26 protein-coding genes and 1 pseudogene are annotated in these 24,740 nt (G+C 36.6%); 7 read left to right on the plus strand and 20 right to left on the minus strand.

All coding sequences use genetic code 11. The annotated features are described in order from the left end of the window. The first annotated feature begins 7 nt into the window (after positions 1-7). The 3 genes from METEV_RS06455 (at position 8) to METEV_RS06465 (ending at position 2,513) form a co-directional block, all read left to right on the plus strand. Positions 8-1,210 carry an RNA-guided endonuclease InsQ/TnpB family protein gene (locus METEV_RS06455; RefSeq protein WP_013194726.1) on the plus strand — a complete coding sequence of 401 codons (1,203 nt, stop codon included), beginning with the start codon at positions 8-10 and terminating at the stop codon, positions 1,208-1,210. A 346-nt stretch (positions 1,211-1,556) separates the two neighbouring features. Beyond that, the gene (locus METEV_RS06460) at positions 1,557-1,976 is read left to right on the plus strand and encodes a DUF22 domain-containing protein (RefSeq protein ID WP_013194727.1); all 420 of its coding nucleotides are present in this window, start codon (positions 1,557-1,559) and stop codon (positions 1,974-1,976) included. Positions 1,977-1,994: 18 nt separating this feature from the next. Further along, positions 1,995-2,513 carry a hypothetical protein gene (locus METEV_RS06465; RefSeq protein WP_013194728.1) on the plus strand — a complete coding sequence of 173 codons (519 nt, stop codon included), beginning with the start codon at positions 1,995-1,997 and terminating at the stop codon, positions 2,511-2,513. A 515-nt stretch (positions 2,514-3,028) separates the two neighbouring features. Here METEV_RS06465 and METEV_RS12695 read toward each other — a convergent pair. The 3 genes and pseudogenes from METEV_RS12695 to METEV_RS06480 form a co-directional block, all read right to left on the minus strand. Further along, a pseudogene (locus METEV_RS12695) lies at positions 3,029-3,483 on the minus strand (transposase); the annotation flags it as partial. Between the two features lie 93 nt (positions 3,484-3,576). After that, a complete protein-coding gene (locus METEV_RS06475; protein ID WP_013194729.1) occupies positions 3,577-3,840 on the minus strand; it encodes a carboxymuconolactone decarboxylase family protein in 264 nt (87 codons plus the stop codon). 29 nt (positions 3,841-3,869) lie between these two features. Next, complete coding sequence (locus tag METEV_RS06480; protein WP_013194730.1) at positions 3,870-4,202, minus strand: winged helix-turn-helix domain-containing protein; 333 nt, start codon at positions 4,200-4,202, stop codon at positions 3,870-3,872. 184 nt (positions 4,203-4,386) lie between these two features. Here METEV_RS06480 and METEV_RS06485 point away from each other — a divergent pair, with 184 nt between their 5' ends. Beyond that, a complete protein-coding gene (locus METEV_RS06485) occupies positions 4,387-4,878 on the plus strand; it encodes a hypothetical protein (RefSeq protein WP_013194731.1) in 492 nt (163 codons plus the stop codon). 60 nt (positions 4,879-4,938) lie between these two features. Here METEV_RS06485 and METEV_RS06490 read toward each other — a convergent pair whose 3' ends face one another. From METEV_RS06490 to METEV_RS06515, 6 genes are all read right to left on the minus strand, one after another. Continuing rightward, complete coding sequence (locus METEV_RS06490; protein WP_013194732.1) at positions 4,939-5,217, minus strand: FeoC-like transcriptional regulator; 279 nt, start codon at positions 5,215-5,217, stop codon at positions 4,939-4,941. A gap of 13 nt (positions 5,218-5,230) precedes the next feature. Then, positions 5,231-5,650 (minus strand): hypothetical protein, encoded by a 420-nt coding sequence (locus tag METEV_RS06495; protein WP_013194733.1) that lies wholly within the window; start codon positions 5,648-5,650, stop codon positions 5,231-5,233. A 30-nt stretch (positions 5,651-5,680) separates the two neighbouring features. Next, positions 5,681-7,669, minus strand: a complete 1,989-nt coding sequence (feoB, locus tag METEV_RS06500; RefSeq protein WP_013194734.1) for a ferrous iron transport protein B — start codon at positions 7,667-7,669, stop codon at positions 5,681-5,683. Positions 7,670-7,701: 32 nt separating this feature from the next. Beyond that, positions 7,702-7,935, minus strand: a complete 234-nt coding sequence (locus tag METEV_RS06505) for a FeoA family protein (protein WP_013194735.1) — start codon at positions 7,933-7,935, stop codon at positions 7,702-7,704. 147 nt (positions 7,936-8,082) lie between these two features. Further along, a complete protein-coding gene (locus METEV_RS06510) occupies positions 8,083-8,577 on the minus strand; it encodes a metal-dependent transcriptional regulator (RefSeq protein ID WP_013194736.1) in 495 nt (164 codons plus the stop codon). A 183-nt stretch (positions 8,578-8,760) separates the two neighbouring features. Next, complete coding sequence (locus tag METEV_RS06515) at positions 8,761-9,114, minus strand: DUF5320 domain-containing protein (protein WP_013194737.1); 354 nt, start codon at positions 9,112-9,114, stop codon at positions 8,761-8,763. A 199-nt stretch (positions 9,115-9,313) separates the two neighbouring features. On the opposite strand from METEV_RS06515, the gene hacB reads away from it, so the two are divergent. Genes hacB through METEV_RS06530 form a run of 3 tightly spaced genes read left to right on the plus strand, consistent with a single transcriptional unit; the run spans position 9,314 to position 11,690 of the window. Further along, on the plus strand, positions 9,314-9,808 hold the full coding sequence (hacB, locus tag METEV_RS06520) for a homoaconitase small subunit (RefSeq protein ID WP_013194738.1): 495 nt from the start codon (positions 9,314-9,316) through the stop codon (positions 9,806-9,808). A 5-nt stretch (positions 9,809-9,813) separates the two neighbouring features. Further along, complete coding sequence (locus METEV_RS06525; RefSeq protein WP_013194739.1) at positions 9,814-10,668, plus strand: DUF7714 family protein; 855 nt, start codon at positions 9,814-9,816, stop codon at positions 10,666-10,668. An 11-nt stretch (positions 10,669-10,679) separates the two neighbouring features. Beyond that, positions 10,680-11,690: an isocitrate/isopropylmalate dehydrogenase family protein gene (locus METEV_RS06530; protein ID WP_013194740.1), complete on the plus strand. Its 1,011-nt coding sequence runs from the start codon at positions 10,680-10,682 to the stop codon at positions 11,688-11,690. 13 nt (positions 11,691-11,703) lie between these two features. Here the strand turns inward: METEV_RS06530 and flaJ are convergent, their stop codons facing one another. From flaJ to METEV_RS12985, 11 genes are all read right to left on the minus strand, one after another. Continuing rightward, on the minus strand, positions 11,704-13,356 hold the full coding sequence (gene flaJ / locus METEV_RS06535) for an archaellar assembly protein FlaJ (protein WP_013194741.1): 1,653 nt from the start codon (positions 13,354-13,356) through the stop codon (positions 11,704-11,706). A gap of 15 nt (positions 13,357-13,371) precedes the next feature. Beyond that, positions 13,372-15,033 carry a type II/IV secretion system ATPase subunit gene (locus tag METEV_RS06540; RefSeq protein ID WP_013194742.1) on the minus strand — a complete coding sequence of 554 codons (1,662 nt, stop codon included), beginning with the start codon at positions 15,031-15,033 and terminating at the stop codon, positions 13,372-13,374. A gap of 32 nt (positions 15,034-15,065) precedes the next feature. Then, complete coding sequence (locus tag METEV_RS06545) at positions 15,066-15,761, minus strand: ATPase domain-containing protein (protein WP_013194743.1); 696 nt, start codon at positions 15,759-15,761, stop codon at positions 15,066-15,068. Between the two features lie 9 nt (positions 15,762-15,770). Next, entirely contained in the window at positions 15,771-16,271 is a 501-nt protein-coding gene (locus METEV_RS06550) for a flagellin (RefSeq protein WP_013194744.1), read from the minus strand. Positions 16,272-16,293: 22 nt separating this feature from the next. After that, positions 16,294-16,728 carry a flagellin gene (locus METEV_RS06555; RefSeq protein ID WP_013194745.1) on the minus strand — a complete coding sequence of 145 codons (435 nt, stop codon included), beginning with the start codon at positions 16,726-16,728 and terminating at the stop codon, positions 16,294-16,296. 6 nt (positions 16,729-16,734) lie between these two features. Next, positions 16,735-17,859: a FlaD/FlaE family flagellar protein gene (locus tag METEV_RS06560; RefSeq protein ID WP_013194746.1), complete on the minus strand. Its 1,125-nt coding sequence runs from the start codon at positions 17,857-17,859 to the stop codon at positions 16,735-16,737. Positions 17,860-18,335: 476 nt separating this feature from the next. After that, a complete protein-coding gene (locus METEV_RS06565; protein ID WP_013194747.1) occupies positions 18,336-19,394 on the minus strand; it encodes a response regulator transcription factor in 1,059 nt (352 codons plus the stop codon). 105 nt (positions 19,395-19,499) lie between these two features. Next, the gene (gene alaS, locus METEV_RS06570; protein WP_013194748.1) at positions 19,500-22,268 is read right to left on the minus strand and encodes an alanine--tRNA ligase; all 2,769 of its coding nucleotides are present in this window, start codon (positions 22,266-22,268) and stop codon (positions 19,500-19,502) included. Positions 22,269-22,386: 118 nt separating this feature from the next. Beyond that, positions 22,387-23,130, minus strand: coding sequence for a hypothetical protein (locus METEV_RS06575; RefSeq protein ID WP_013194749.1), 744 nt, complete (start codon positions 23,128-23,130; stop codon positions 22,387-22,389). Positions 23,131-23,269: 139 nt separating this feature from the next. Beyond that, a complete protein-coding gene (gene tnpB / locus METEV_RS06580; RefSeq protein ID WP_013194750.1) occupies positions 23,270-24,388 on the minus strand; it encodes an IS200/IS605 family element RNA-guided endonuclease TnpB in 1,119 nt (372 codons plus the stop codon). A gap of 68 nt (positions 24,389-24,456) precedes the next feature. Further along, positions 24,457-24,717 (minus strand): PGF-pre-PGF domain-containing protein, encoded by a 261-nt coding sequence (locus METEV_RS12985; RefSeq protein WP_083810122.1) that lies wholly within the window; start codon positions 24,715-24,717, stop codon positions 24,457-24,459. Positions 24,718-24,740: the final 23 nt, after the last annotated feature.

The following is a 24,740-nucleotide window of genomic DNA, read 5'->3' on the forward strand; positions in this document are numbered from 1 at the left end:
GTTTTATATGATTGTGTCAAGAACTGAAACTATTCGCTTAAAACACGAAAATAAAGTTTCACGACTTTGCCACATATCCAAAAATCTCTACAATCAAGCAAATTACATAATTAGACAGAATTGGCTCAATGGTTATGGATATACTAAATATCAAAAAGTAAATGAAGAACTGAAAGGAACTGAAAATTATTCTATTCTACCATCTCAAACAGCTCAACAGACTCTAAAAATGGTCGATAGAAATTGGAAATCATTTTTCAATTCGTTAAAAGACTACAAAATTAATCCTCATAAGTACGAAGGTAAACCAAAACCGCCAAACTATAAGAAAAAAGATGGAGAATTCCTTTTAATATTTACATCACAACAACTAACCAGAGGAACAAAAGATAATTATCTCAAGTTTCCCAAAAAACTGGGTCTAAAAATCAAAACAAGATTAAATGAGGATACTAATATCCAACAAGTGCGTATAGTTCCTCTTGGTGTTGGTTATAAATGTGAAATAGTCTATAAACAAAAAATTGAACATATTAATTTAAATGAAAATAATATAGCATCAATTGATTTAGGGATTAACAACATCATAACCATGGTAAATAACATTGGTGAAAAGCCAATTGTTATTAAAGGTGGTGGGGTTAAGAGCATAAATCAATACTACAACAAAAAGAAATCTCAATGGAAATCGTTTTATGACAAAAGAGGTTTTGATGAAACAAAAAGATTGGAAAAACTATACCAAAAAAGAAACAACAAGATAAACGATTTCTTCCATAAAGTTAGTAAAAAGATAATCAACTATTGCATCGAAAACAATATCGGCACATTAGTTATTGGTTATAATGAAGGATGGAAACAAGAATGTAATATTGGTAAAAAGAATAATCAAAATTTTGTGCAGATTCCATTCTTTAAGTTGAAGAAGCAAATTGAATACAAATCTGAAGATGCTGGTATAAAAGTTGTGTTTCAGGAAGAATCTTATACGTCAAAGTGCTCGTTCCTCGATGATGAACCAATCGAAAAAAGAACCTCTTATCTTGGTAAAAGGATAAAGAGAGGTTTATTTAAATCGAATACTGGTAAAGTGATCAACGCCGATGTAAACGGTGCTTACAACATACTCAAAAAAGCATTTCCCGGAATTATGAAGGGAATAGAGGGTGTAGCGTTACACCCAGTGAGCATATCTCACGAATGTAATTGATAATAATAATTGTTAGTTAATGTTATTAAGTTTATCAATTACAATGACGTACTAGCACAATAACCTTGAAACCAGTCCGGGCAAATCAGGATGTTACAAAAACCTATGACTTTTGAATAAAATGGGTAATGTAAAAAAGTAATTAATTATTTAATGACAAATTCACCAGTTTTAACCCTTATGAAATTTTTGATTTGATCTCTTTTTAGTACTCTGGTATAAATTATTGATCAATTATTCTGGTTTTTGGTTTTGTGACCTTATTCATGGATATAATGATTATTCATGATAAATATTAGATAACTTTATATACCATATGAACCTCATATTCAATTGTGGTGTATGAATGTCAGCAGAAATCGTTCAGATAGTATCGCGTAAAAATGGAGAGCTGAAATCTACAAAAGTAAAAGCATCACCATATGAATTTACTATGGCGACCCGTGCAAAATGGGAAACGATTGTAGCAGATGGGGATGTTGATATTAGGGCAGGAGAGTATAAGAAAATACCAGTAAAGGAACTTTATATAGAACCCGATATGGTAGCGATGCCGTGTATTTTTTCACAGCATGCAGTTGCCTCAGTGCTTAGGATTGGTACAAAAGGTGGATGTAAACCTGTGGAAGAAGAGAGGTTGGTAAATACAGCCTATGTAATAGGTCAAGAAACCGGGTCTATAAGAAAAGGAGACCTACTTGGTATTCTTAACCTGTTTCCCGTAATGTTTACAAGAGAAGCGACAAAACCAAGAGAGGTTGAATAATAGGGGGTTATGAAATAAATGGAAATACCACTTTTTGGAACATGTGCAATATGTGATGATGTACAGGATTCCAAACAATATGAAAGCTACAATATATGTACTGGATGTGTTGACATACTCGAAGATATTATGACAGAATACTTCATAAACACATTTAATAACAACAAATCAACAGACTTTAGCAATTTTATTGGTTATCTACACCAGACAGACATACCTACATCTGATTATAATAAAATATTGGATGATTCATCCAATTATACCAGAAGGAAATCAAACCGGGTAATAACTGCAATGGAATATTCAAAACATGCATCCAATAAGCGTTATTTCGAAAACATGCATGTAGTTCTTGAGTGGCTTAAAAACAATCCGGAATTTTATCTTTACTATTTTAAAGATAATTATGTCTGTCCAAATTGCAGTGCCTCACTGTTTGAAAAATATACAACTAACTCAATAGGGGAGTGGTTTGTTGTATCTTGCTCAAACTGCGATACACTTCTAAAAAAATACTATTCTCCAAAAATGGTTTAACCATTTATTTTTTTGTTAATCAAGGAAATGCTTACACACTTAAGTACAATTTTCTAACTGCTTTTGTCATGACACTGGGACGCGGGGGCAAAAGAAACCTACGAATTTGCAGATTGTCCAACAATCTTTAATCAAATTATAATATTAACTGCTTAAGTTTTGTAGATTTTTGTTATTCTGCAATACAATGATTGATTTTCAATCAATTGTTTGTACTACTTGGAATTCAACCATACTTTTTCAGGTTTATAGCAGCACATATCAGGTTAAACATTTTTTAACTGAATTCAATCCCCTTGTAATAAATTCCCTGAACCTTAAATTTTGTTTGTAGTTTCCTATAACCGGCTCTTATGTATATTTTTTTGTTTAAAGATTGACTAAGCTTTATCGGTACTCGCCTTTTCTTTCAGTCGTTTCCTGTACTGAGATAGATGAGTAACTTTCAGTTGCCTGATTCTATCTTTTCTATTTGTACACTGTTGATTTAATTTACAAGAAATGGGGCGCAGAGGTAGTGTACTGTTATTGGAAGCAGACGCTTTAACTACATATCCATCGATACTCAGCTGTTCCATCCCCACATACCCGACTTCTCTGGCAGCAATGACAGTGTTTTTGAATATCTCTCTGATCAAATCACCATTGTTCTTCCTGAAATCGCTTATAGTCCTGAAATCCGGAGTCAGCTTCTCGGCAAAGTATATGTATACTACATTCTCACGTACACATCGTGCGGTGGTACAGTGATAATCTGATACTATCAACCATTGCCTGTATCAGCACTTTACAGAATATCCTTGGATGATATGCAGGGTGCCCAGCACTTAATATCTATCTTCAAATTCACAGAAGTCATCTCTTCTACGAATGAATCTACAAGGTAACAGATGTGGTCAGAACTAATCATGTCTCTTATATCAGGCGGCAGCAACCAAGTCTGGTTTTTGGATAATTGGATAATAACCATATTAATAAATAATTGTCCAGAATTGTCGGACAGCCTTTTTTGGAATGGGACTTCACGACATTAGGTTTAAAGCAAAAAAGAAAAATTTCAGTATTATAAAAGATATTTAATACCAGAACCAAAACGTATCAGTGATGCAACAAGTATTGCTTCTGATATTTCATCATCATTGATTCCTGCATCTTTTGCTTCTTTTTTGTGTTTTTCAACACATTCATCGCAACCTGTAGCCACTGCGCTTGCGATTGTAAGCAGTTTTTTCGTTCTGGAAGATACTGCACCATCGCCCATTATGTTACCTTTTATATTATCCAGGTCGAGCCCCTGTTCGTTTAGAGTTTCTTCTATCGCATTCATGGTTATCACCTACCTCACATAATAATCAATTAAGAATAATCAGCATTTTCCAGATATGCTTCGCCTCTTGGTGTTAGATAGTATAGGTAATCATTATTATTTTCTTCTTTTTCAATGTAGAGAGCTTCTTCAAGAAAATTAAGGTGCAGTTTTGCCTGGACGTCATCAAGACCAAATTTTTCTTTTAAATCGCTGTAATTCATACTGCCGTTTAACATCGATTTCAATATATTCCTGCGGGTTGGATTTTGAAGGGCTTTCAAACCAAATTTGTGGTCTTCAGTTGGATCTTTCATCTTACCTTCTGATTTAACTTTTTTAAGCCATTCTTCTTTTTTCCATTTCAGGTCTTCATCACCCATTTAAAACCACCAATGGCATTTGATGTTGATATTAAAAAATTAGCATACAGTAACACGAAAAATTACCTCTAAGTTATAAATATTTAATGATAAATTTGATTGTTAACGATGTTAAACTAGTATTATTAAAAATTGATAAATATCAAGTAATATAATATTAACCATAGGTGATAACATCCACCATATGCACGTTTTTGACCTGGACGATACATTAGCAACCCCTAACAAAGAAATCGATAGAAAACATTATTTCATGACAATCGACCACTTAGAACCTATACCATCGATGGTGGAACTGTTCAATGATATCAAATCCAGGCACCCTACAATGATTCTGACTACCAGACACCCTGACCTAAAGAAAGAAATCATGGATAAATTCAACTGCGAGGTAGAATGTAGAAATTTCTGTCTAACATGGGATAAGATTTTCGAGGCACTTAGAACTGATGATAATTTGAAGGATTTCATGTTGCAAATGGTTAGCTGGAAAACTGGTGTGTTGAACCAACTTGCAGATAATTATCAGACAGTTATATTCTATGATGACCTTGTGCACAGATACGAAACATCCAGACTGAAGAATAATATATATCTAAAAAAGCCACTCCATATAGTAGATGGGAAACAACCTATTTTTTTAAAAACAAAAGACAAAATTAGCAGTGATAAATAACAACGATGATATTAACGGTATTTGTTTTTGTATTCGACCCAAAAATCGTTGTAAGTTAAATCATTTATTACAGATTTTTCTACCCTTCTCAGTAAGCTGATATACTACAAGTTTGTTATCTCCTAAACATTTAGAACCGCTGCACCCGCTGCATCCACTCTGATTGTTTTTCACAGATTCAATTTCTCCCATATGCTCCATCATTTCAAGTCTGAATTTCAACTCATCCCTGCTCAACCCCAGTTCATCAGCTATCTCATTAAGAGTCATGTTATTCTTGTCTATAAGTTGCAATATTTTCTTTATTAGAAAAGTGTCATCTGAGTTATTAGCATCCATATTTACACCTTTTTTAGCGGTTATGTTTTGTCAGGGGTATTTTTTCTTTCCACAGATAATACCCATAAACAGACAATACGGACAAATAGATTGAAGGTTTCAAATCATCCAGTGGAACCCAATTTTTGAAATTCTCGCTCTGGATTACATATGCTCCAAATGCATTGCCTATCATTATCAGAACATACATTCCTGCAAAAACAAGAGAAATCAAAATTCCCACATATAGGAACGATACACCTTCATCTATATCATTATACAGTTCTTTAAAACCGAAAATAAACACAGCACCGATTATCATCAACACAAAACCACCGAGTGTATCAGAAGGAATCAGTAGCGAAGCTGTAAGTTCAGAATTAAAACCAAGGCTTGCAATCACCTGAAGCACTCCAAACACCAGATAAATACAACCTGCTGCAAAAGAAAACAATGTTTCTTTGTACCTTTTTATAATATCACCTCAAAACCCAAGAACAAGACCTCCCTGGTATATAATAAATGCAAATATCCATGCTACTGCTATCCCATAAACAACTGAAAACAATGTCCATTTCCAGGAACCTGTTTCCTGCTTGACTACACCTACTGTGGCGATACATGGCATATATAACAGTATAAATACCATAAGCCCAAGTGAGTTAAGCGCAAAAAGTTCAGGGTCTGCCTGTAAACGTTCCATAAGACCACTTCCTTCGCCTGTTCCGTAAAGTGTACCAAGTGAACCTATAACGATTTCTTTAGCCACAAAACCCAGCACTAAAGATACTGCAATTTTCCAATCGAATCCAAGTGGAGCCACCAGCGGCTCGAGAAGATGACCTATTGTGCCTACCAGACTGTTTGCACTTCCGTATTCAACACCAAAAGGCAAAGATGCAAGTAACCAGACGACAACCACACCTACAAGTATGATACTACCTGCTTTTTTGATGTATGTATAACCTTTATCCCACATATGCATCAAACTGGTGGTAAGATGAGGGATTCTATAAGGGGGAAGTTCCATTATAAATGGTGCAGGGTCACCTTTAAGGATTGTGCTTCTAAACAGTTTTGCTGTAAGCACAGCAACCAATATACCCAGTACATAGAGTCCAAATATTACTGTGCCTGCTTCTTTTCCAAAAAAAGCTCCACCCAACAACACATAAACTGGTAGCCTTGCACTGCAGGACATGAAAGGAGTAATCATAATAGTCACAAGACGGTCTTTGTGATCTTCTATAGTCCTTGTAGCCATGATAGCAGGCACGTTACAACCAAAACCCATCAACATGGGTATGAACGATTTGCCCTGCAAACCTATTGAATACATGACTTTGTCCATTATGAAAGCCGCTCTTGCAAGGTAACCACTATCTTCAAGGATGGATAACAAAAAGAACAGTATGAAAATATTTGGTACAAAAACAAGTACTGCACCTACTCCACCTATAATTCCATCACCTATAAGTGAAGCCAGCCATGCTGTTTCGATATTATCTGCCACAAAACCTGCAAGCCATACAAACCCTTTATCTATAAGGTCCATAAATGGAGCAGATAAAGAAAACGTAAATTCGAAAGCACCCCACATCAGAGCCAGGAAAATCGGCAGACCCAGGTATTTGTTGGTAAGTACTCTATCAATCATGTCCGATGGAGTTACTTTGTGTATACACCCAGTGCATACCTGAGATACTACAGAACTTATAGTCCCATATCTTCTATCAGCCATTAAAGCTTCATAATAGTCAGTATCTATTTTTTTAAGATACTCATCAACTTCATCTTTTACCTGGCTATTCTGAATTTTGGCCAGTACATTATTATCACCTTCGAGTATTTTTATACTCAGCCATCTCAAAGGATAATGTTTGTACAAATTTTCATCTTTTTCAAGTAGAAACTCCAGTTCACTGATATCTTTTTCGATATCATTCCCATAACCAATCTCATGTATATGTAGAGTTTTTTTCTTGCTCTCTTCAACCACAACATCCAGTAGTTCATTAAGACCTTGTCCTTTTTTTGCAACCGTTTTAACAACTGGAATTTCTAAGAATTCTCTCATACGGTTGATATCGGTTACAATACCCTGCGACTCTGCGATATCGCTCATGTTAAGAGCTATAACAACTTTCGTCCCGAGTTCCATGAGCTGTGTAGTAAGATACAGGTTGCGTTCTATATTAGTCGCGTCAACTACCTGAACCACTACATCTGGTTTTTCATCAACAATATAATCTCTAGCAACAATTTCATCAATAGAATAAGCTGTTAAACTGTAAGTCCCTGGTAGATCAGTAATTTCTATTTCTTCACTGTTATAAGTTGTTTCACCAACTTTTTTCTCTACTGTTACACCTGGCCAGTTACCTACATGTTGTCTGGTACCGGTTAAAACATTAAAAAGACTGGTCTTACCCACATTGGGATTTCCTGCAAGAGCTACCTTTGTTTTTCCCATCAGTACCCTCTAAAACACAAAAATTAAAGTACTTAAATCGGCTCTACTAGAACATATTGAGCTTCATTTTTTCTGAAAGCTATATTATAACCTTTGATTTTAAGTTCTATCGGGTCTCCCAAAGGTGCTCTTTTTATCACTTCAACTTCAGAACCCGGGACCAGTCCCATTTCAAAAAAGCGTTTCCTGAGCTTGCCTTTTCCCTGGATTTGTTTTATTCTACCTCTACTATTTTCATCGAGTAAATTGAGGGTGATTTCAGACATTTTAATGAATCTCCTGGAATTTGGTTAACTTAATTTTTATGGGTGAACCAAATATTAATTGCTAATCCTAATATTATAAACCCAAATTATAATGATTTGTTGCTCCAAAACCAACATTAATATATCTGATGGGTTACTTAACTGTTTTTAGTCATGCATTTTTTTTCTACTACCGTGCACAGGGCAATTTTCTTTATCAGAAGGAGTACATTGGATTAATTCACCGGTATCATAATAATGTCTGAAATGATCAATCCATAATGGAAGTTCATCGTTTTTATGTATAAATTCCATAAATTTGGTAAGAACTTCTATGGTATCATCGGTCAGTACATGTTCAATCCTGCATGCGTCTTCATCTGCAGTTTCATCGTCTATACCAAGTACAGTAAGGAAATCACGTACAACACCATACTTTGCTTTTGTATTCTGTGCAACGTTTTTACCCTTGTTAGTCAGTGTGACGCCACCATATTTTTCATAATTGATGTACCCGTCGTTTTTCAGTTTCTGGAACATACCGGTCACACTTGAAGGGCTGGTTCCCAATGCGGAAGAGACATCTTTTACCTGTGCATACCCCTTTTTGGAGACCACAGCTTCTATAGTTTTTAAATAATCTTCAGTTCTTTCAGTTGTCATATTTACCAACAATTTTTGGATAACCAAATCATGTTTGGATTATCAATTATGCTATAAATAACTGATCCTAAAAAATTAAGGTTATAACAACATTTTTATCTTTAAAAAGTTAAAAATGTATATAACCGGTTGAACTGTTTTTTTAACCAAAAAATAGACAAGTGCTTGAAGTAAGCACTTTTATCACTTAGATTCCAAATTATCAAGTTTTTTATTTATGTTATCCAGTTCTTCCCTTAGAATTCGTTGTTCCTGCTCAAGAGACCTGATACTGGTTTCAACATCCCTCTCAAAACCAGTATTTTCATTATAAGTAGTTGGAACATCCGGATAACTTCTAAAACCGAATCCTCTTCCTCTTGCTCTACCTAATCCCATACCTTTTCTATAGAATGCGAAACCACGTCCTCTAGCTAGTCCACGACCTACAGGGACATTATTTGCAAACCCCGGTAGATCAAATCCTGCACAGTATCCTGCACCTCTTCCGGTCATCGGTCCAGCACCTATCGGTCCTGTTCTATCTCCACCTGGCATGATTTATAACCTCCTTGTTTTTTATTACTTTTTGTTCTCAAAGACGTATTTGTCCTTTTAAACATATTATGCATAATAATGCATAACTAAAAAAGATTGTGGTTGAAATTTATTATATAATTAGAAAATAAATTATCAATACCACTACATACAAATACCAGCAAACAAATTTTAAATTTCAGGTGAAACAGTGGTGAGCATGATTGAAGGCAGAGCATGGGTTTATGGTGACAATATTGATACGGATGTAATGATACCCGGCAAATATCTAAGAACTACGGATATGCAGGTATTTGCAGACCACGCCATGGAAGGTATTGACCCGGAATTTTCCAGCAAAGTCCAGAAAGGCGATGTTATAGTTGCGGGAAATAATTTCGGCTGCGGGTCGTCCAGAGAACAGGCACCATTAGCATTAAAACACGCAGGGGTTGCATGCGTGGTTGCTAAATCATTTGCAAGAATATTCTTCCGCAATGCTATCAATGTCGGACTTCCTGTAATGGAAGCTGATGTAGAATGCAGTGAGGGAGATATAGTAAAAATCGACCTTAAAAACGGCAGTGTTGAGGTAAATAACAAAACCTTTAAAGGCAATAAACTTCCTGATTTCCTTCTCGAAATTCTCACTGACGGAGGGCTGGTAGCCCATCGAAGGAAACTGCAGAAACAGAAAAAAGAACAGGATCAATAATAAACATGATATTTCCTGATGAATACAAATACGTAGGGGTAACTGATATCCCGCCAGAAGAAACTAAAGACCACAGCATTTACTTCCTGACAGAATATCTGTTAGTAGAACAACAATCAGAAAATGGTAAAATATTCTCCCTGTATCATGTACAAAAAAGTGGAGAATGGTTGTTTCAAAAAGTTGATTCTGTTAAAAAACTGGCATCAGATAACCAGATTATAGAATATGATAGAAAACTAAACATTAAAAACCGCACTCTTTTAATTGAAACTGCAGCAGAACTCTGCAAAGGAGAAATAAATACTGTAATTTTTACAGGGATTGACAATCATATCACCTTTGTACACAAACCTGACCCGTCACAGATTCTGGAAATTGAAGTAGTGGATGTAGTCCCACCTGAGCCTTCATGGTTAACCTACATCATTGACAAACTCGATGAAAGCGAACTGTTTGGTGATTTCACGGTAAAATTTAGTGAAAATCTGATTGATCTTAGACAATTCGAAGGTGAAAACACAGTATTTCCGTGTACAGTATCAGGACTGAGAGGCAAATATCTGGATTCTGATACGGTCAAACAGGATAATCCATTACTTGTAGGTTGTGAAATTTCAAAAACTATTTTTGAATTAAGGTTCCCAGAACTAACATATTCACAGATTAATATATGTCCATTTAATTCTGATGTGTTTACACCCACAAAACCTTTTATAGCAAGGTGCTGCCGGTCTGAAAAATCAGGATTGACTACAATCAACGGTGTAGATGGTGTTGTGGTGCACTGGGGTGCATCAGAATTTGATGTAGCAGAAGCGGTTAAAACATTGGTACAGCATATTAAAAACAAGGATTAAGAGTCAAAAACATGAAACTCGCAGTGGTTGAAGGCGACGGAATAGGCAAAGAAGTAATACCTGAAGCTGTAAAGGTACTGGATGCGCTATCTCTACCGATAGAAAAAGTGCCTGTTGAAATCGGATATGGAAAATGGAAGAAAACTGGTTATGCGATAACAGATGAAGATATTGAAACACTCAAAAATTGTGACTGCATACTCTTTGGAGCTGTCACCACACCACCGGACCCCGAATACAAGAGTGTACTGCTAACAATCCGGAAAGAACTGGATATGTATGCAAACATCCGTCCTGTGAAACCACTGGCAGGTATTACAGGTGTTACAGGTAAAAGCGATTTCAATTATGTTATTGTGAGAGAAAATACTGAAGGTCTGTATTCAGGAATCGAAGAAATCCATGATGACGTTGCCTACACCACCAGAGTAGTGAGCCGTAAAGGTTCAAAACGCATAGCTGAATACGCCTGTAAACTTGCAAAGATGCGTAACAACAACGTTACAATAGTCCACAAATCCAATGTAATGAAATCCGATAAACTGTTTCTGGATGTGTGCCAGCAAACGGCTGAATCTGGAGATGTTAATTATAGCGATACACTGGTCGATGCAATGGCTTATTATCTGATAACTTACCCTGAAAAATATGATGTAGTGGTAACAACCAATCTATTTGGAGATATACTCAGCGACATGTCAGCGGCTCATATTGGGAGTATGGGGTTAATGCCAAGTGCCAACATCGGTGAAGAACACGCATTTTTTGAACCGGTTCATGGGAGTGCACCTGATATAGCAGGTGAAAAAATCGCAAACCCTGTTGCAGCTATTTTAAGTATCAAAATGCTGCTTCAATGGTATGGTTATAACAATGAAGCTTCACTTGTAGAAAGAAGTGTTAATTACACATTAAATAAGGGTATTAAAACACCAGACCTTGGTGGAGAATACACCACAGAGGAACTGGGTCAGGCAGTAATAGATTCTATAAATAGCCAGGTTGAAACAGTACCTGAATAATCTATTCAATTTTTTAAAATTGCAGCAGAGATTCTACACCTATATCAGTTACTACCGCGACCAATCCAGAGATCCATACCATTATCACAAAATCCGTTGATGCTCGTAAAAAACTTCCTCCATCTATAACCCTTATAAGCAGTGCTGATATCAATGAATGAGCTACCATAATAACCATAACCAGCATTGTAAGCAATCCAAGGTCTCCAATATTGGTATGCAGAATCATGCTCATGGACATATTAGATGGCATATCAATTCCATAAAACATATCCTGCATGATTTCCACAACACCAACCGATATGTTAAGAGTAAAACCTATTCCTGCAGTCAAACCATAAAGCACACCAACAAAACTGGAAGCGGTTTGATACCTTTTTTTCCTGAGTGTAACCATTCGGTGGAAATTGGTAGCAATGATGTTACCGATGGTATCCGGTTTACCACCAAGATTTGTAGCCTCCACAAACATAGAACAGAAATGTTGTATAAGGTTACTGCCTGTACTGGCAGCAAACCAGTACCATGATTTTATTTTATTAATCCTTAAAATCAAACGTTTATACAGTTCATTAACATCATTGGTAAGAGGACCGAAATCATGAAGCCTCAGGGATTTCAAAGCATCATCAATCATGTTGCCTTTTGCACCTGCAGAACTTCCGAGTGAACGGATAAATGCTGGAAAGTTTTCATCTTTTCTCTGGATGGTGGTTTCTATTTTTTTGGTAACATAACCTGTATAAACAAGTGGAGTTAAAGCAAGTGCTATCGAAATAGGCATAGGAAGTCCATCATATAGTAAAATGATAAGTGTCATAAAAAGACAGCCTGCAACAGAAATAGGAATAGTTCTGTATATTCTGGTTATGTCTTCAGTATATGATTGTTTCTGCTGCCATAGTGGGTCATCCGGAACCACGCTTCTTGTAAACAACAGTACAAAAACATCAGTCGCAATAAAAACAATAACCACCACCGCCATGAGAACTACTGCACTCATTCCTGTTAAAATTGGTGTAATTACAGCAAATGATGCCAAGAATATCATAGAAATTACAAGAGATACAAAAAGTTCCTTGATAACATCTATCATATATAAGGAACTGTAGTACATGGATTCATATTCGTTCATGACCACGTTCTGTTCAGTTGATAGAAATTCATTAACGTTTTCTCCCGAATGCAGGGCATGCGCAAACCTATCGAGAAAATCTTCGAAAATAACAGATGGGGTTCTTTTTGACACAAATTTACATGCATCACCAAGGTTGAGATTCCATACTGAAACAAGGTTGTATATTTCACGGTTCTCCTCTGCAAGGTCCTGAAAATCTTCATTTTTTGATACAATTCGTATAACATCGATTCTTGGTGTGTTAGCAGTTGCTACTGCCCCCATCTGGGTAATATAATAATGCATATTGTTGTTAATGCGAGTTTTTTGAGCATTGACTATGTATATGGGGTAGGAAAACACTATGATTGTACAGATTATAGGGATTAAGATAAGGATTGATATGAATGGACCAGTAAACAGCCAGGGTACAATGAGATAGATAAGTACAGACGTTAATATACCAAAAAATACGAGAGGGATTGCATATTTTTTTATATAAAATGAAGGCTCCATATCGAGCCGTTTAAACATTCTACTGATATTCATCCATATACCCCTCTATTATACACTGAATGGCAATCCTTCGAGACCGTATTTGTAAAATTTCTTAATTATATCATAAACCTCGTAATAACCTTCTATACCCCTGTTCTGCATTTCTTCCAGAATTCTTGCTCTTAAAAACAAATCATCATAGACTCGTCTTTTATCCTCATAACCAAGTATTGAAGCAATCTTACTTTCAAGTACGAAACTGTTGTTCAGCCCACGGAAATGATGAATATCATATTCAGGGTCCCATTCAAACACTCCTCTTGTAACAACTCCGTTGGATTCTTCAGAATATCCTTCAATTTCTTCAATAGAAATACATCTTCTCAGAACTTCTCCTTTTCTATAAACAGCCTGCAGAATCATGGTCACCTGCAGGTTGTCAATGAATGTGATAGGTACATTTATTGGATGACCGGTCAATCTTTGAATTAGTTTTTTAACAGATGCGGCGTGGAACGTTGATACGACCGGGTGACCAGTCTGCATAGCCTGGAATGCTACCGAACCTTCAACACCACGAATCTCACCGACAATAATGTAATTTGGTCTGGATCTCAATGCCGCTTTCAGCAGTGTATAGAGTTCAACACGTGATTCTTCAGGACCCTCTTCACGCGTGAGCAATTGTTGCCAGACATCCTGAGGTGGCTGAACTTCTGATGTATCTTCAGCAGAATATACCTTTGACCAGGGGTTTATAAATGCCAGACAGGCATTCAGCATAGTCGTTTTACCACTTGCTGTTTCACCACTGAAGAAAACACTCATACCGTTTTCAAAACACATCCAGATATAAGCAGCCATTTCTGTGTTGATGGAACCAAAATTCATTAACTGGATAATGCTTATTGGCGTATCACTGAATTTACGCATCGTGAAACTGCTACCCTGAAGACTTATATCCGTACTGTAAATCATGTTGATACGTGAACCATCAGGGAGAGCACCATCAGAGATGGGGCTAGCATCGTTAACAGGTCTTCCGATCCGTTCACTCATACTCCTGAACCAGTCGTCAAGCCTTGAATCATCCCCAAAATGAATATTGGTTTTTATCATGTCGAGAATCTTATGGACAATATAAACGCCATTAACACCGACACTGTGGATATCTTCAAGGTAAGGGTCTCGTATAACGGGTTCAAGCGGTCCGGAACCTATAACGTTCCTTTCTATATGATAGAGCAATTTGTTGTATTCATTCTGAGTCAGAGGTATCTGTTCACTTGAAGGTATCAGTTTCTGTACCATCCCGAGTTTTCCTTTTTCCTCTGGAAGTTCGCCACCTGAACCCACGTCCACTGATTCATTTAACAGTTCTATAATAAGGTCTTTGAGTTCACTTTCTGATTCAGGAACAGGTTTTTTTGCTGATTTTTCAAGGATAGCGTTCATTACAGCATCATATTTTTTCCTCTCGCTGGATGTAAGGGTAGGTTCAATAGCATAATACCGAGCTTGACCCATTTGAGGAGTTCCATAAAGATGAATAAATACAGGATCACCTACAGGAAGAATAATGTTTACATTTTCTGCGGATATGTCCTTTGTCAGATTTACCCTGAACTCCGGTATAGTACCTGTTTTTTTCTGGAAATTTTTTATGTACTCAGCCAGATGAGGATTTCTCTGTAGAGATTTCTTAAATTCAGGATCAATTTCCGCCAATATGTAACCTCATAACCGTTTTTTAGATAATATCAAGATACAGCCGCAATTTCAACAACAAGACCAACTTTAGGTTCTATCCTTATGCCGATTATATCACCAATAGTTGCTTGTGCTCCTATAAACTTATTAACAGTCAACATTCGCCTTACCTGATTTGACATCTGCTTAACGTTAAGCGACAGGTTGATGTCTGAAGATGAACGAAGCATAGTAACAATTTCCTCATCAAGGCTGCCAGGTTCAAGCGTCATGATAATTGTTTTATCCATTCCGTTGAGCCTTTTGAAAAAAGATACAAGGTCAAAACCCTTTTCACTGTTGACACTGTTTTTAATTAAAGACGATATAGTATCGATGATTATAACATCTTTTTCAAAAAGATCTTCAGCATTCATGAGCTTTTGAATAAAATCCATACTCTGTCTTGTATTTTTCACCAGTGGGATTACCGGTATGTAGAGCATATTCCCGTTTAAAAGATGAGAGGATATCTGATAATCAAGGGAATACATCTGATTGATAAAGCCCTTGGTTGTCATCTGGGTGGATATATACGTCACACTTGTCTCGTTTTCTGCTAAACCGTAAGCAATACGCTGGGATACAATACTTTTTCCGGAACCACTGACCCCTTCTATCAACACAAGCGAGTCTTCGGGAAATCCGCTACCCAGTTTTTCATTAAAATTATCTCTTGATATTTGAAAGGAGCGAAGTTGAACCATATTATATCCTCATGTTTTAAAATCAATTGTATCAGAAATACCATTATCAGAAACTACTTTTAACCCGTGATCTCCTGAATTAAGTTCACCGCCTGTAGTTACATTTACAATTAACACACCCAGGGGTTTCCATGTTTCACCACTATCCTGCAAACTCAAGTTTAGATTTTTATCCTGTATGTACTCCCCATCCAAAATCACATTTACATATTCAAGAGCAATATCAGATTTACCTGTATTTTTAACGTAAAATGTATAATAATCAGAAGTACTGTTATAGGGAATTACTTCAGGGTCACTTATAATTGTGATGTCAGTCTTTAACTGATCAGATACCACATCACTATTTGTGGATGCAGCTCCCATGATTGACTCAACATTTACCGATAGTACACCTGCAACACCTACGGCTATAATAACCGCTGCAATGAAAAATATCATGTGTGATACAGCTGTATCACCATTTTCATCGTTTAGGATTAAATGTAATTTGGATGTTTCATCCTGCATTTATGTCACCGTTTTTTAGATTTTAAATTGGATAAGTTGCATAATCTGAAATTCCGTTTTCTGTTGTTACTTTTACCCGATGCTCACTTGCAGAACCTTTTGAGATATTATTAATTGTGAAATTCCTAATTTTATCAGGTGTCCAGGTATCAGGTGAAGATGTAGAATATGACATCAGTGTGCCGTTAATGAGAACATCAAGTTTACCAGAATCAAGAGTAACACTTCCACTGTTTGAAACTGTAACAGTTAGATTATACGTATCGCTGGAATTGTCAGTTGTTGTATTTGTAATATTTAAATCGGTTTGCAAACGTTTGACCTGCATTTCATGTTTCAGGTCAGTGGCTTCATCAATTCTCTCTTCTGAAGCACTAATTACGGTATAAGCGGATGTTCCAAGTATAATGGCGGATACGAAAAATATAGCAATCACTGCCGCAGTTTCAAACCCCATAAAACTTTAAACTCCGTTTTTTATTTTCGATAACTCACTATCAATATTATCACTTGTTTGGCTATTTTCTACTCGATGTCCGCTCATTTTTTCAATAAACATGAGTGATTTTGTATGGTCATCAGGGGTCAATTCCCAGTCATCTTTTTCTGTATAATAATCCATACCTTTTGCATAATTCAGAATATCAGAAAATACCTCTTCACTAATCCATCCGATGTTTACGTAATATCTCAATGCCTCTTGAAGATGATTACCGCCGACACGCTCGATAAGATATTCAATCCAGTTGAAAATTGCTATCATGGTAGTAGGTTCTTTTTCTATAGAACCAAGTATAACTGATGGATTCTCTGCACTTTCTTCTTCATCCTGATAAATAACGTTATACTGGTTTTCTGAAGGTTCATACGTCTTAGATAAATCTATTTTTTCCAGTATATCAACACGGTCTGATATCTCATCAGTTGATTGTTTCAGTGTGGACAAGTTTTCATTTAATTCATCGTATTTTTCAAACAATTCATTTGTCTTTGATGTTAGATCATCAATTTTTGAATGAAGTTTATTGATACCCTGGGTATCAAATTTCTGGTAAAGTGCATCAAGGTCGTTTTTAAGCATTGTCGCATAATTTCCAATTTCATTTATGCGCTCTTCATTTTTTTCAAAACGTTCAATGTACTCGCTTCCACCTTCGTTATCGCCCACAAATGGGTTTACCTGGTTGGAAACAATTTCATAAAGTGATAACAGTTCTACAACGCTCTGATCAATTTTGTCTATTGTCTTTTTTAATTCTTGGTTTTCTCTCTGCACAGTAGATATATTTGCGTCCACTTTAGACATTCTGGACTCTACTGTCTTAATTTTCTGGGCGTTATTCTCGACTTGTTCATTGTTTGCCTGACCAGTTTGTCCTGATTCAGCAGGAACTCCTCCCTCAAGGTCGGGTACATCCCCAAAACCAGATGGTCCGACAGATGCCGGTTGCTCTCCAGTTAATTCGGACAGGTCTGGAACATCCCCAAAATCCTGTGGTTCCTGTGAAAACGGTGAGCTGTCCTGGTCTCCAGAACCCTTTTCACCCCTCCTGGGAATTATATTTTTTAACTTGTCCTTGAATCCCATATATAATCAGTCACATTACAAAATATATTAACCTCGTATATATATTTTTACCATTAAGTCCATTTAATTTTATGAAAGTTCTCATAAAAATAAATTAATTCTATTATATATTTTTATCCATGTTCAACCAATGTGCATATCATCCAACCTGACTACTCTCCCACGACTGAACAGGCTGTCCGACAATTAATATTAAAGTGGATATCTTATACAAAAGGACCTACCAAGTAACATAAATTATCAGTCCTGATTGTTTCTCTTATATCAAGTGACAGCATCCGTGACTGGTTTTTGGATTATTGGATAAATGCTATTGATACATAAATTAATTTTTAATCTACATTTATTTAAATAGTAAATAAAAATAGATTGACAGTATCGAATTGTCGGACAGGGTCTTTAGTCGTTGGCTTTCACGTACCCCTGTTGCCCCACTTTCGTAAAAAAAGAAGTTAAAACGATTTTAAAAACATCAATTAAAGGTTTTTCCATCCGTATCTTTTCATAACCATTTTAATTCTTGCATTAAGTTCCCGTTCATCAAATGGTTTGGATATATAGTCGTCGATTCCAAGTTCCATACCTTTCAACTTGTCCTCAACTCTGGTTTTTGCTGACACCATTATAATTGCTATATCCCTCGTGGATTTATCTTTGTTCAGTTCCTCAACGACTTCATACCCGTCCATATCCGGCATCATTATATCAAGCAAAATAAGGTCTGGAAGTTCCTGAAGTGTCATGTCTACAGCCTGTTCACCGCTGTAGGCGACAATGAAATCATAGGGTTCATTAGATAATGAAAGTTTTATAAGTTCAGGTATGTCTGGTTCGTCATCCACAATAAGGATTTTTAATCGGTCTCTTTTAATCTTTTTCTGTATATATTCAAAATTAATTTTACCATCACTTATTGTGTAGGACACATGCAGACTTTTCAAACCGATTTCAGCATGCATTTCGCCAGAATTTGTGATGTCAATAACAACGTCAAAAAACGATTTAATTAAACCTTCGTTTTCAGAACTCAATACTTCCTTGCCAAGCAGGGTCACTATTGTTCCATTACTGTTGGTCACAGTTTTTTCGACGAATTTGATGAAATTCTCAACAACCTGCAAACTATCTTTTGTCAGTATATTCATATCATCGATAACAAGAATTGCACCCGGATAATCATTGAAAAGTTTGGAAATATGCGACCCCATTTTTGTGTAATCGGTCTGTGACTCACAGTACAATGTGTTCTTCTCGGGTTCTTTTCCGGGTTTTTTTATATCGATAAACCACATCCGGTCAGAGTATTCCTGAACATCGAATCCGTATTCAGCAAATGTATTCAAAACCTTGTTTCTGGGTTTTTTCAATGATAACCATACAACAGTTTGCTCAGGGTCGTTTTCAAGAACACTGTAAATGTAGAAATAGATTATTCTTTCACTTGAAACACCTACAGGTGCCAAAAACAATGTACTTTTCGAAATCAGTTCATCACGAAGAGTGTTTACGATTTCTTGAGTTTCATCAGATTCCATATGTTAACCCTGATTTACAATGTAGTGTATATAATTTGTTTTTGTTTTCATATTAATGTTTGGGATTTGTCCCATAATGATGATTATTTAAGCAGTTATAAAAATTTATAACTGCTCTTTGATTCTATCTACACCTGTATTGAGTGCTTCATCAATTCTTGAGGTCTCGGTTCCGCCGCCCTGTGCCATATCAGGACGACCTCCTCCGCCACCACCGACAATGGATGATATCTCTTTGACAACATCACCAACATTAATCCCATTATTAACAGCATCTTTGCTTGCTGCTGCAGCTATTTTTACACCATTGTAGTCACTAATAAGCAAAGCAATAGTGCTGTTATTTTTGACCAGTTCACCTGCCATTTTCTGAAGTTCTTTGCTGTCTGAATCTGGTACTTTTTGGGCAATTATATGGTTACCATCGTGGGTTATAGCATCCTGCATCATCTGCTGTACACGGATGTCTGCGAGTTCTTCCTTTAATTTTTCATTTTCTTTTTTGAATTGTTTCCATTCCTCAAAGAAACGTTCGATAGTGTTTGGAAGGTGTTCCGGTAACACACGTAATGCACCAGAGGAATCCTGTAACGTATCCTCAATCTCCTGCATTGACTTTACAGCTGCCTCACCTGCTGAAAATTCCAGACGTTCCACTCCATCCTGTATGCGTTCTGATTTTAATATCTTAATAGGTCCTACATAACCGGTATATGAACAATGAGTTCCACCGCATGCTTCTATATCATCGCCTACTTTAAGTATACGCAGTTTTTTGCCGGGTGGTACACCTCCCTGGTATACATTCAGACCATATCGTTTTTCCGCGTTATTTCTGTTAACCCATTCAGTAACAACACGTTTGTTTTCCATCACTGTTCCATTTGCAATTAATTCTATGCGTTTTATTTCATCTCTTTTTATACGCTTGTAATGTGAAAGGTCAAGGCGAGCACGGTCTTCAAATTTCTGAGCACCTGCCTGCCAGATATGAGTGCCAAGTACCTTTTTAGCAGCATCGTTTACGATATGTGTTGCAGTGTGATGTTTTGCATGAGAAGCACGCCGTTCACTATCGATCTTGCAGGTTACAAGGTCACCTTTTCGAAGGCTTATTTCGTTTCCAACGCTATCAATTTCATGTAATACTACATTCTTTATATTCTTGACATCCACTACTTTTGCAGTTTCATCATCCGCTATGATCACGCCTTTGTCTGCGGGTTGACCTCCGCCTTCGGGATAGAAAAGTGTCCTGTCCAGTACAATATAATTATCAAAAACATCCAGCACGACAGCTTCAAATTCCATACGGTTTGGTTCATTGTAAAACAATAATTTTGTCTGTGGAAGTTTTGAAATCCTTTCCTCAAACGGAAAACTTGGTTTTTCCTTTTCTTTTGCCATGCTGTGTCTTTCTGCAACAATTGAATAGAAATTGTCAGGAAGTTCTACTTCAACACCCATATCTGATGCGACATCTTCAGCAATCTCTGGTGGGATTCCATGACTGTCATACATTTCAATTAACTTGTCAAGAGGAATTTTTTCGTTCTGTTTTTTGTACTGCTTGGCCATTTTCTGAATCATTTTGATTCCGCGATTCAGAGTTTCCTCGAATTTATCCTCTTCATGCTGAATGATATCCTCTATCAAATCGAAACGGTCTTCAAATTCAGGATATTCCTGAAGTTTATCAATGTGCATACGGATAATGTCAGATATGGAAATATCCATTCCGAGTTCACGCATCATACGGGTGGTTCTTCTAAAAACAAGCCTTGCCAGATAACCTGCCTTGACATTGGAAGGCACAACTCCATCACCAAGCATGAACGTGAGGCATCTGGTATGGTCTGCTATCGCGTAGACCTTCTCAACAGGTTCCATTATGGATGTAAGTTTTTCTATACTTGTCCCGATGCTTTCAGCCACCTGTTTTCGAAGTTCTTTTAGATTGGCTTTTTCACTTACATCCATCAGACCAGCAAACCGTGCGTTTTGGGAGAGCAGTTCAGAATATTCAGAATCCTCCAACTCATGTTCAAGGCCTGCGTATTCCATCAATTCGTTGACAATCGAGGGGAAGATAGCATCATAGATAGTCGGTGTGCCTTTAGATGCCCATACAAGTCTTTCAAGACCGTATCCTGTATCCACAATGTAATTGTTCATTTTCTCGTAGGGTTCGCCATCAATTATAATGTCGCCATCTTTTGACTGCTTCAAATTCATAAATACAAGAGTAGCAACTTCGAGTCCTCCGACCAGAGTTTCAAGACACGGTCCAGCGTTACCTCCACCTGCCCATGGCTCTTCTTTATATGTTACAGCAAGTGGGTCTACTCCAAGAGAATTAAGGAATTCGTCACATAAAGCCACGGTTTCTTCTTTCCAATAGACTTCATTATCCGTTGTATTGAATGCATGGTGTGCCATCATTTCAAAAAGTGTCAGGTGTCTGCCGCTGCGACCTACTGCATCTAAATCAGATAAGCGGACACACGGCTGAGAAATTGTCAATGGGTTTGCTGGTGGTGGTACCTGACCGGATGTGACAAAGGGTTGAAAGTTTGCTATGGATGCGATGGTAAGATGAATATCTTCTCTCCAAACAGCAGTGACTGGGTACCTATTAACACGCGCATGGTCTCGTTTTTCAAAAAATTTGAGGAATTGTTCCCTCATTTCGTTCAATTCATACGGTTTTTCAAAAACAGGGTTACCTATAAATGTATACGGGTCGCACGGTGCATCTCCACATGTGGTTCTATCAGTGTCCCTTGTCCAGAAGAAACTCTCACATTTGGGACACTGTTTCCGGACAAATCCATTTTCATGGAAAAAATTGAGTTGATATTCATCTTCAAGCATGATAATCACTGATATAAACGATTGTTAGGATTATGTCTGGTAGTTAGCTCACTTATCACATTCCCATGTTTAAAAGCATTTCTATTGCTCACAGTTTAAAAAGAAATGGAAAATGCAATCACTTTACAACAGGTGATGCACTTTCATCAAACGGGTTCTTTCTCATGGCAAGCGAGAACAGATATGGGTAGTTGTCTTTCATGTACTCCATATAGTCAAGCCATTCTACAACAAGTTTTCCATATACCCGCTCTATATCTATTCTAAGATGGTCGAGATCGGATTCAGGAAGATTATCAAGATCTTCTGTCCTGCTGATTAATTCTTCAGTCATATGGAATACCGCTCTTAAAAGTTCGGTAAAAGTTTCATGTTCCAATAAATTCGGGTTTTCAAGTAACCGCACCAGAAAATCCCGATGTTCTATGAGCATGTTCCGCAGGTGCTTTAAATCTACTCTGTTAATGTCTACTTCATATTCATAATTTTTCAGCTGGTTTTTCACCTTCATAAAATCAGAATCAGTCCATTCTTTGGTGATTACCAGATTACTTTTTATATCATCAAGATTAGGGTCCCAGTCAGAGAAATAAGTCAACAATCGAGTACCGACCTCACTAAAAAAAGTACCTATAACCATGTTTAGTTTTTCAAGTCTTTGACGTTTTTCCATGTCATACAGTATCTGATGAATAACCATGGTAACAATTAGTACTTCAATGGGTAGGAATGCAAGTTTTGCAACCATGAAATTGAACAAATGATAAGGATCCTGGAAAATAATGTATTCCAGAGAATAAAAGGCAATTGATGTCAGCAGTAATGTTATACCTAAAATTTTGTACCATCTTGAGATTTGCATTTTTTCCACAACTCCTGTAGTATTAGATAACCTACATCTATTAAATGTTTCATACAGTGAACTACCGCTGAGCTAAAGACTCAGCGGCTTCCTGTTTCATCCTTTTCCCTTATGGGAACAAGTCCACAGGCTCTACCCCTCATCCCGAAGGTGAAATTAGATTCTGTTTATCCAGTGCGAATTTTTTAATATTAACTGATGCGTTGATGTCTCTATCATGTTCCGTTTTGCAGTCAGGACATTCCCATTCTCTGTCTTTAAGTTCTAAATCCTGATGATAATATCCACATACATGACAGATTTTGCTTGATGGGTCGAATCGTCCTATCTTGATAATATTTTTACCGTACCATTCTGCTTTATACTCTAATTTCTGAACAAAACTACTCCATGAAGAATCGGTTATATGCTGTGCCAGATTATGATTTCTCAGCAGTCCTTTTACATTCAAACATTCCAGTGCTACAGCTTGGTTCTCGCTTATCAGTTTATTACTTAACTTATGCTGGAAATCTTCTCTCTGATTAGCAATTTTCTCATGATATTTTGCTATTTGATGTTTCAGTTTCTTGTAATTGTTAGAACCTTTCTTTTTTCTGCTGAGCCTTTTCTGTAATACCTTCAATCTTTCAATTGAATTTTTCAGGTATCTTGGATTATCGATTTTTTCACCATCGGATGTTACAGCGAAATCCTTGATTCCTACATCGACTCCTACTGTATTAACTTCGTAGAATGTCTGTTTTTGTGGTAATTGTTTGTCGTCATCGACTAAAATACTGATATAATATTTTCCTGTCGGTGTTCTTGTTATAGTCGCAGTCCTTTGTTTACCTTTAAAACTTCTATGGAGCCTGGTTTTTATCCAGCCGATTTTAGGTATGTATACTTTATTATTACCAAAATCGACTTTATAATACTGAGGAACAGAAAACGATTGTACTGGGTTTTTCTTGGATTTAAACTTTGAGAAACCTGATTTTTCTCTGAAAAACTTGGTGAAAGCATTTTCCAGATTAAGAGTGGCTCCCTGTAATGATTGTGAGTTAATCTCTTTCAACCATTCATAGTCATCTTTTAATGCTCTTATCTGTTTGTTCAACTCAAATCTTGATACTGCTTTACCATCCTGTTCATAAGATTTGATTTTGTTTTCCAATGCCCAGTTGTATATGAACCTACAAGCTCCTATATGTTTTGCGATTAACTCCTGTTGTGTTTGATTTGGATACATACGATACTTGTAGGCTTTTAACATATTACAGTAATTATTATTTGTCATTATTATATGTTATGTTAAATGTGATTCAAGAGTGTATATCGCATTCATCTTCCAGCTTCGCAGGGAGTCTTCTGCGATATTTGGGATAAATCTTTACAGTTGTCACCATTGTTTTTATACAGACTGATTGTGGATATATTCACATTGTTATCTTTTATCCAGGATTTTTCAATTTTAAAGGTTATTACAGCATCCTCTATATCATTTTCTTTTAAATGACCTTTTGCATTTTTGATACTAATAGTTATAGTTTGAGAGATTAACTCGTCTGAATCTGTATCAACAATTACCTCATAATAGCATATCCTTTATCTATTCACCATTAAGG

The sequence above is a fragment of the Methanohalobium evestigatum Z-7303 genome, assembly GCF_000196655.1.
In the GTDB taxonomy this organism is placed as follows: domain Archaea; phylum Halobacteriota; class Methanosarcinia; order Methanosarcinales; family Methanosarcinaceae; genus Methanohalobium; species Methanohalobium evestigatum.

Bases quoted from the DNA above. Each gene is read 5' to 3' on its own strand.
- METEV_RS06465 (WP_013194728.1), top strand. From the start codon at position 1,995: ATGGAAATACCACTTTTTGGAACATGTGCAATATGTGATGATGTACAG.
- METEV_RS06555 (WP_013194745.1), bottom strand. From the start codon at position 16,728: ATGGGGTTTGAAACTGCGGCAGTGATTGCTATATTTTTCGTATCCGCC.
- METEV_RS06510 (WP_013194736.1), bottom strand. From the start codon at position 8,577: ATGACAACTGAAAGAACTGAAGATTATTTAAAAACTATAGAAGCTGTG.
- METEV_RS06545 (WP_013194743.1), bottom strand. From the start codon at position 15,761: ATGGTTCAACTTCGCTCCTTTCAAATATCAAGAGATAATTTTAATGAA.
- METEV_RS06475 (WP_013194729.1), bottom strand. From the start codon at position 3,840: ATGAATGCGATAGAAGAAACTCTAAACGAACAGGGGCTCGACCTGGAT.
- hacB (WP_013194738.1), top strand. From the start codon at position 9,314: ATGATTGAAGGCAGAGCATGGGTTTATGGTGACAATATTGATACGGAT.
- flaJ (WP_013194741.1), bottom strand. From the start codon at position 13,356: ATGAATATCAGTAGAATGTTTAAACGGCTCGATATGGAGCCTTCATTT.
- METEV_RS06460 (WP_013194727.1), top strand. From the start codon at position 1,557: ATGTCAGCAGAAATCGTTCAGATAGTATCGCGTAAAAATGGAGAGCTG.
- tnpB (WP_013194750.1), bottom strand. From the start codon at position 24,388: ATGTTAAAAGCCTACAAGTATCGTATGTATCCAAATCAAACACAACAG.
- METEV_RS06505 (WP_013194735.1), bottom strand. From the start codon at position 7,935: ATGTCTGAAATCACCCTCAATTTACTCGATGAAAATAGTAGAGGTAGA.
- METEV_RS06575 (WP_013194749.1), bottom strand. From the start codon at position 23,130: ATGCAAATCTCAAGATGGTACAAAATTTTAGGTATAACATTACTGCTG.
- METEV_RS06480 (WP_013194730.1), bottom strand. From the start codon at position 4,202: ATGGGTGATGAAGACCTGAAATGGAAAAAAGAAGAATGGCTTAAAAAA.
- METEV_RS06490 (WP_013194732.1), bottom strand. From the start codon at position 5,217: ATGGATGCTAATAACTCAGATGACACTTTTCTAATAAAGAAAATATTG.
- feoB (WP_013194734.1), bottom strand. From the start codon at position 7,669: ATGGGAAAAACAAAGGTAGCTCTTGCAGGAAATCCCAATGTGGGTAAG.
- METEV_RS06525 (WP_013194739.1), top strand. From the start codon at position 9,814: ATGATATTTCCTGATGAATACAAATACGTAGGGGTAACTGATATCCCG.
- METEV_RS06565 (WP_013194747.1), bottom strand. From the start codon at position 19,394: ATGGAATCTGATGAAACTCAAGAAATCGTAAACACTCTTCGTGATGAA.
- METEV_RS06530 (WP_013194740.1), top strand. From the start codon at position 10,680: ATGAAACTCGCAGTGGTTGAAGGCGACGGAATAGGCAAAGAAGTAATA.
- METEV_RS06560 (WP_013194746.1), bottom strand. From the start codon at position 17,859: ATGGGATTCAAGGACAAGTTAAAAAATATAATTCCCAGGAGGGGTGAA.
- METEV_RS06485 (WP_013194731.1), top strand. From the start codon at position 4,387: ATGCACGTTTTTGACCTGGACGATACATTAGCAACCCCTAACAAAGAA.
- alaS (WP_013194748.1), bottom strand. From the start codon at position 22,268: ATGCTTGAAGATGAATATCAACTCAATTTTTTCCATGAAAATGGATTT.
- METEV_RS06455 (WP_013194726.1), top strand. From the start codon at position 8: ATGATTGTGTCAAGAACTGAAACTATTCGCTTAAAACACGAAAATAAA.
- METEV_RS06550 (WP_013194744.1), bottom strand. From the start codon at position 16,271: ATGCAGGATGAAACATCCAAATTACATTTAATCCTAAACGATGAAAAT.
- METEV_RS06515 (WP_013194737.1), bottom strand. From the start codon at position 9,114: ATGCCAGGTGGAGATAGAACAGGACCGATAGGTGCTGGACCGATGACC.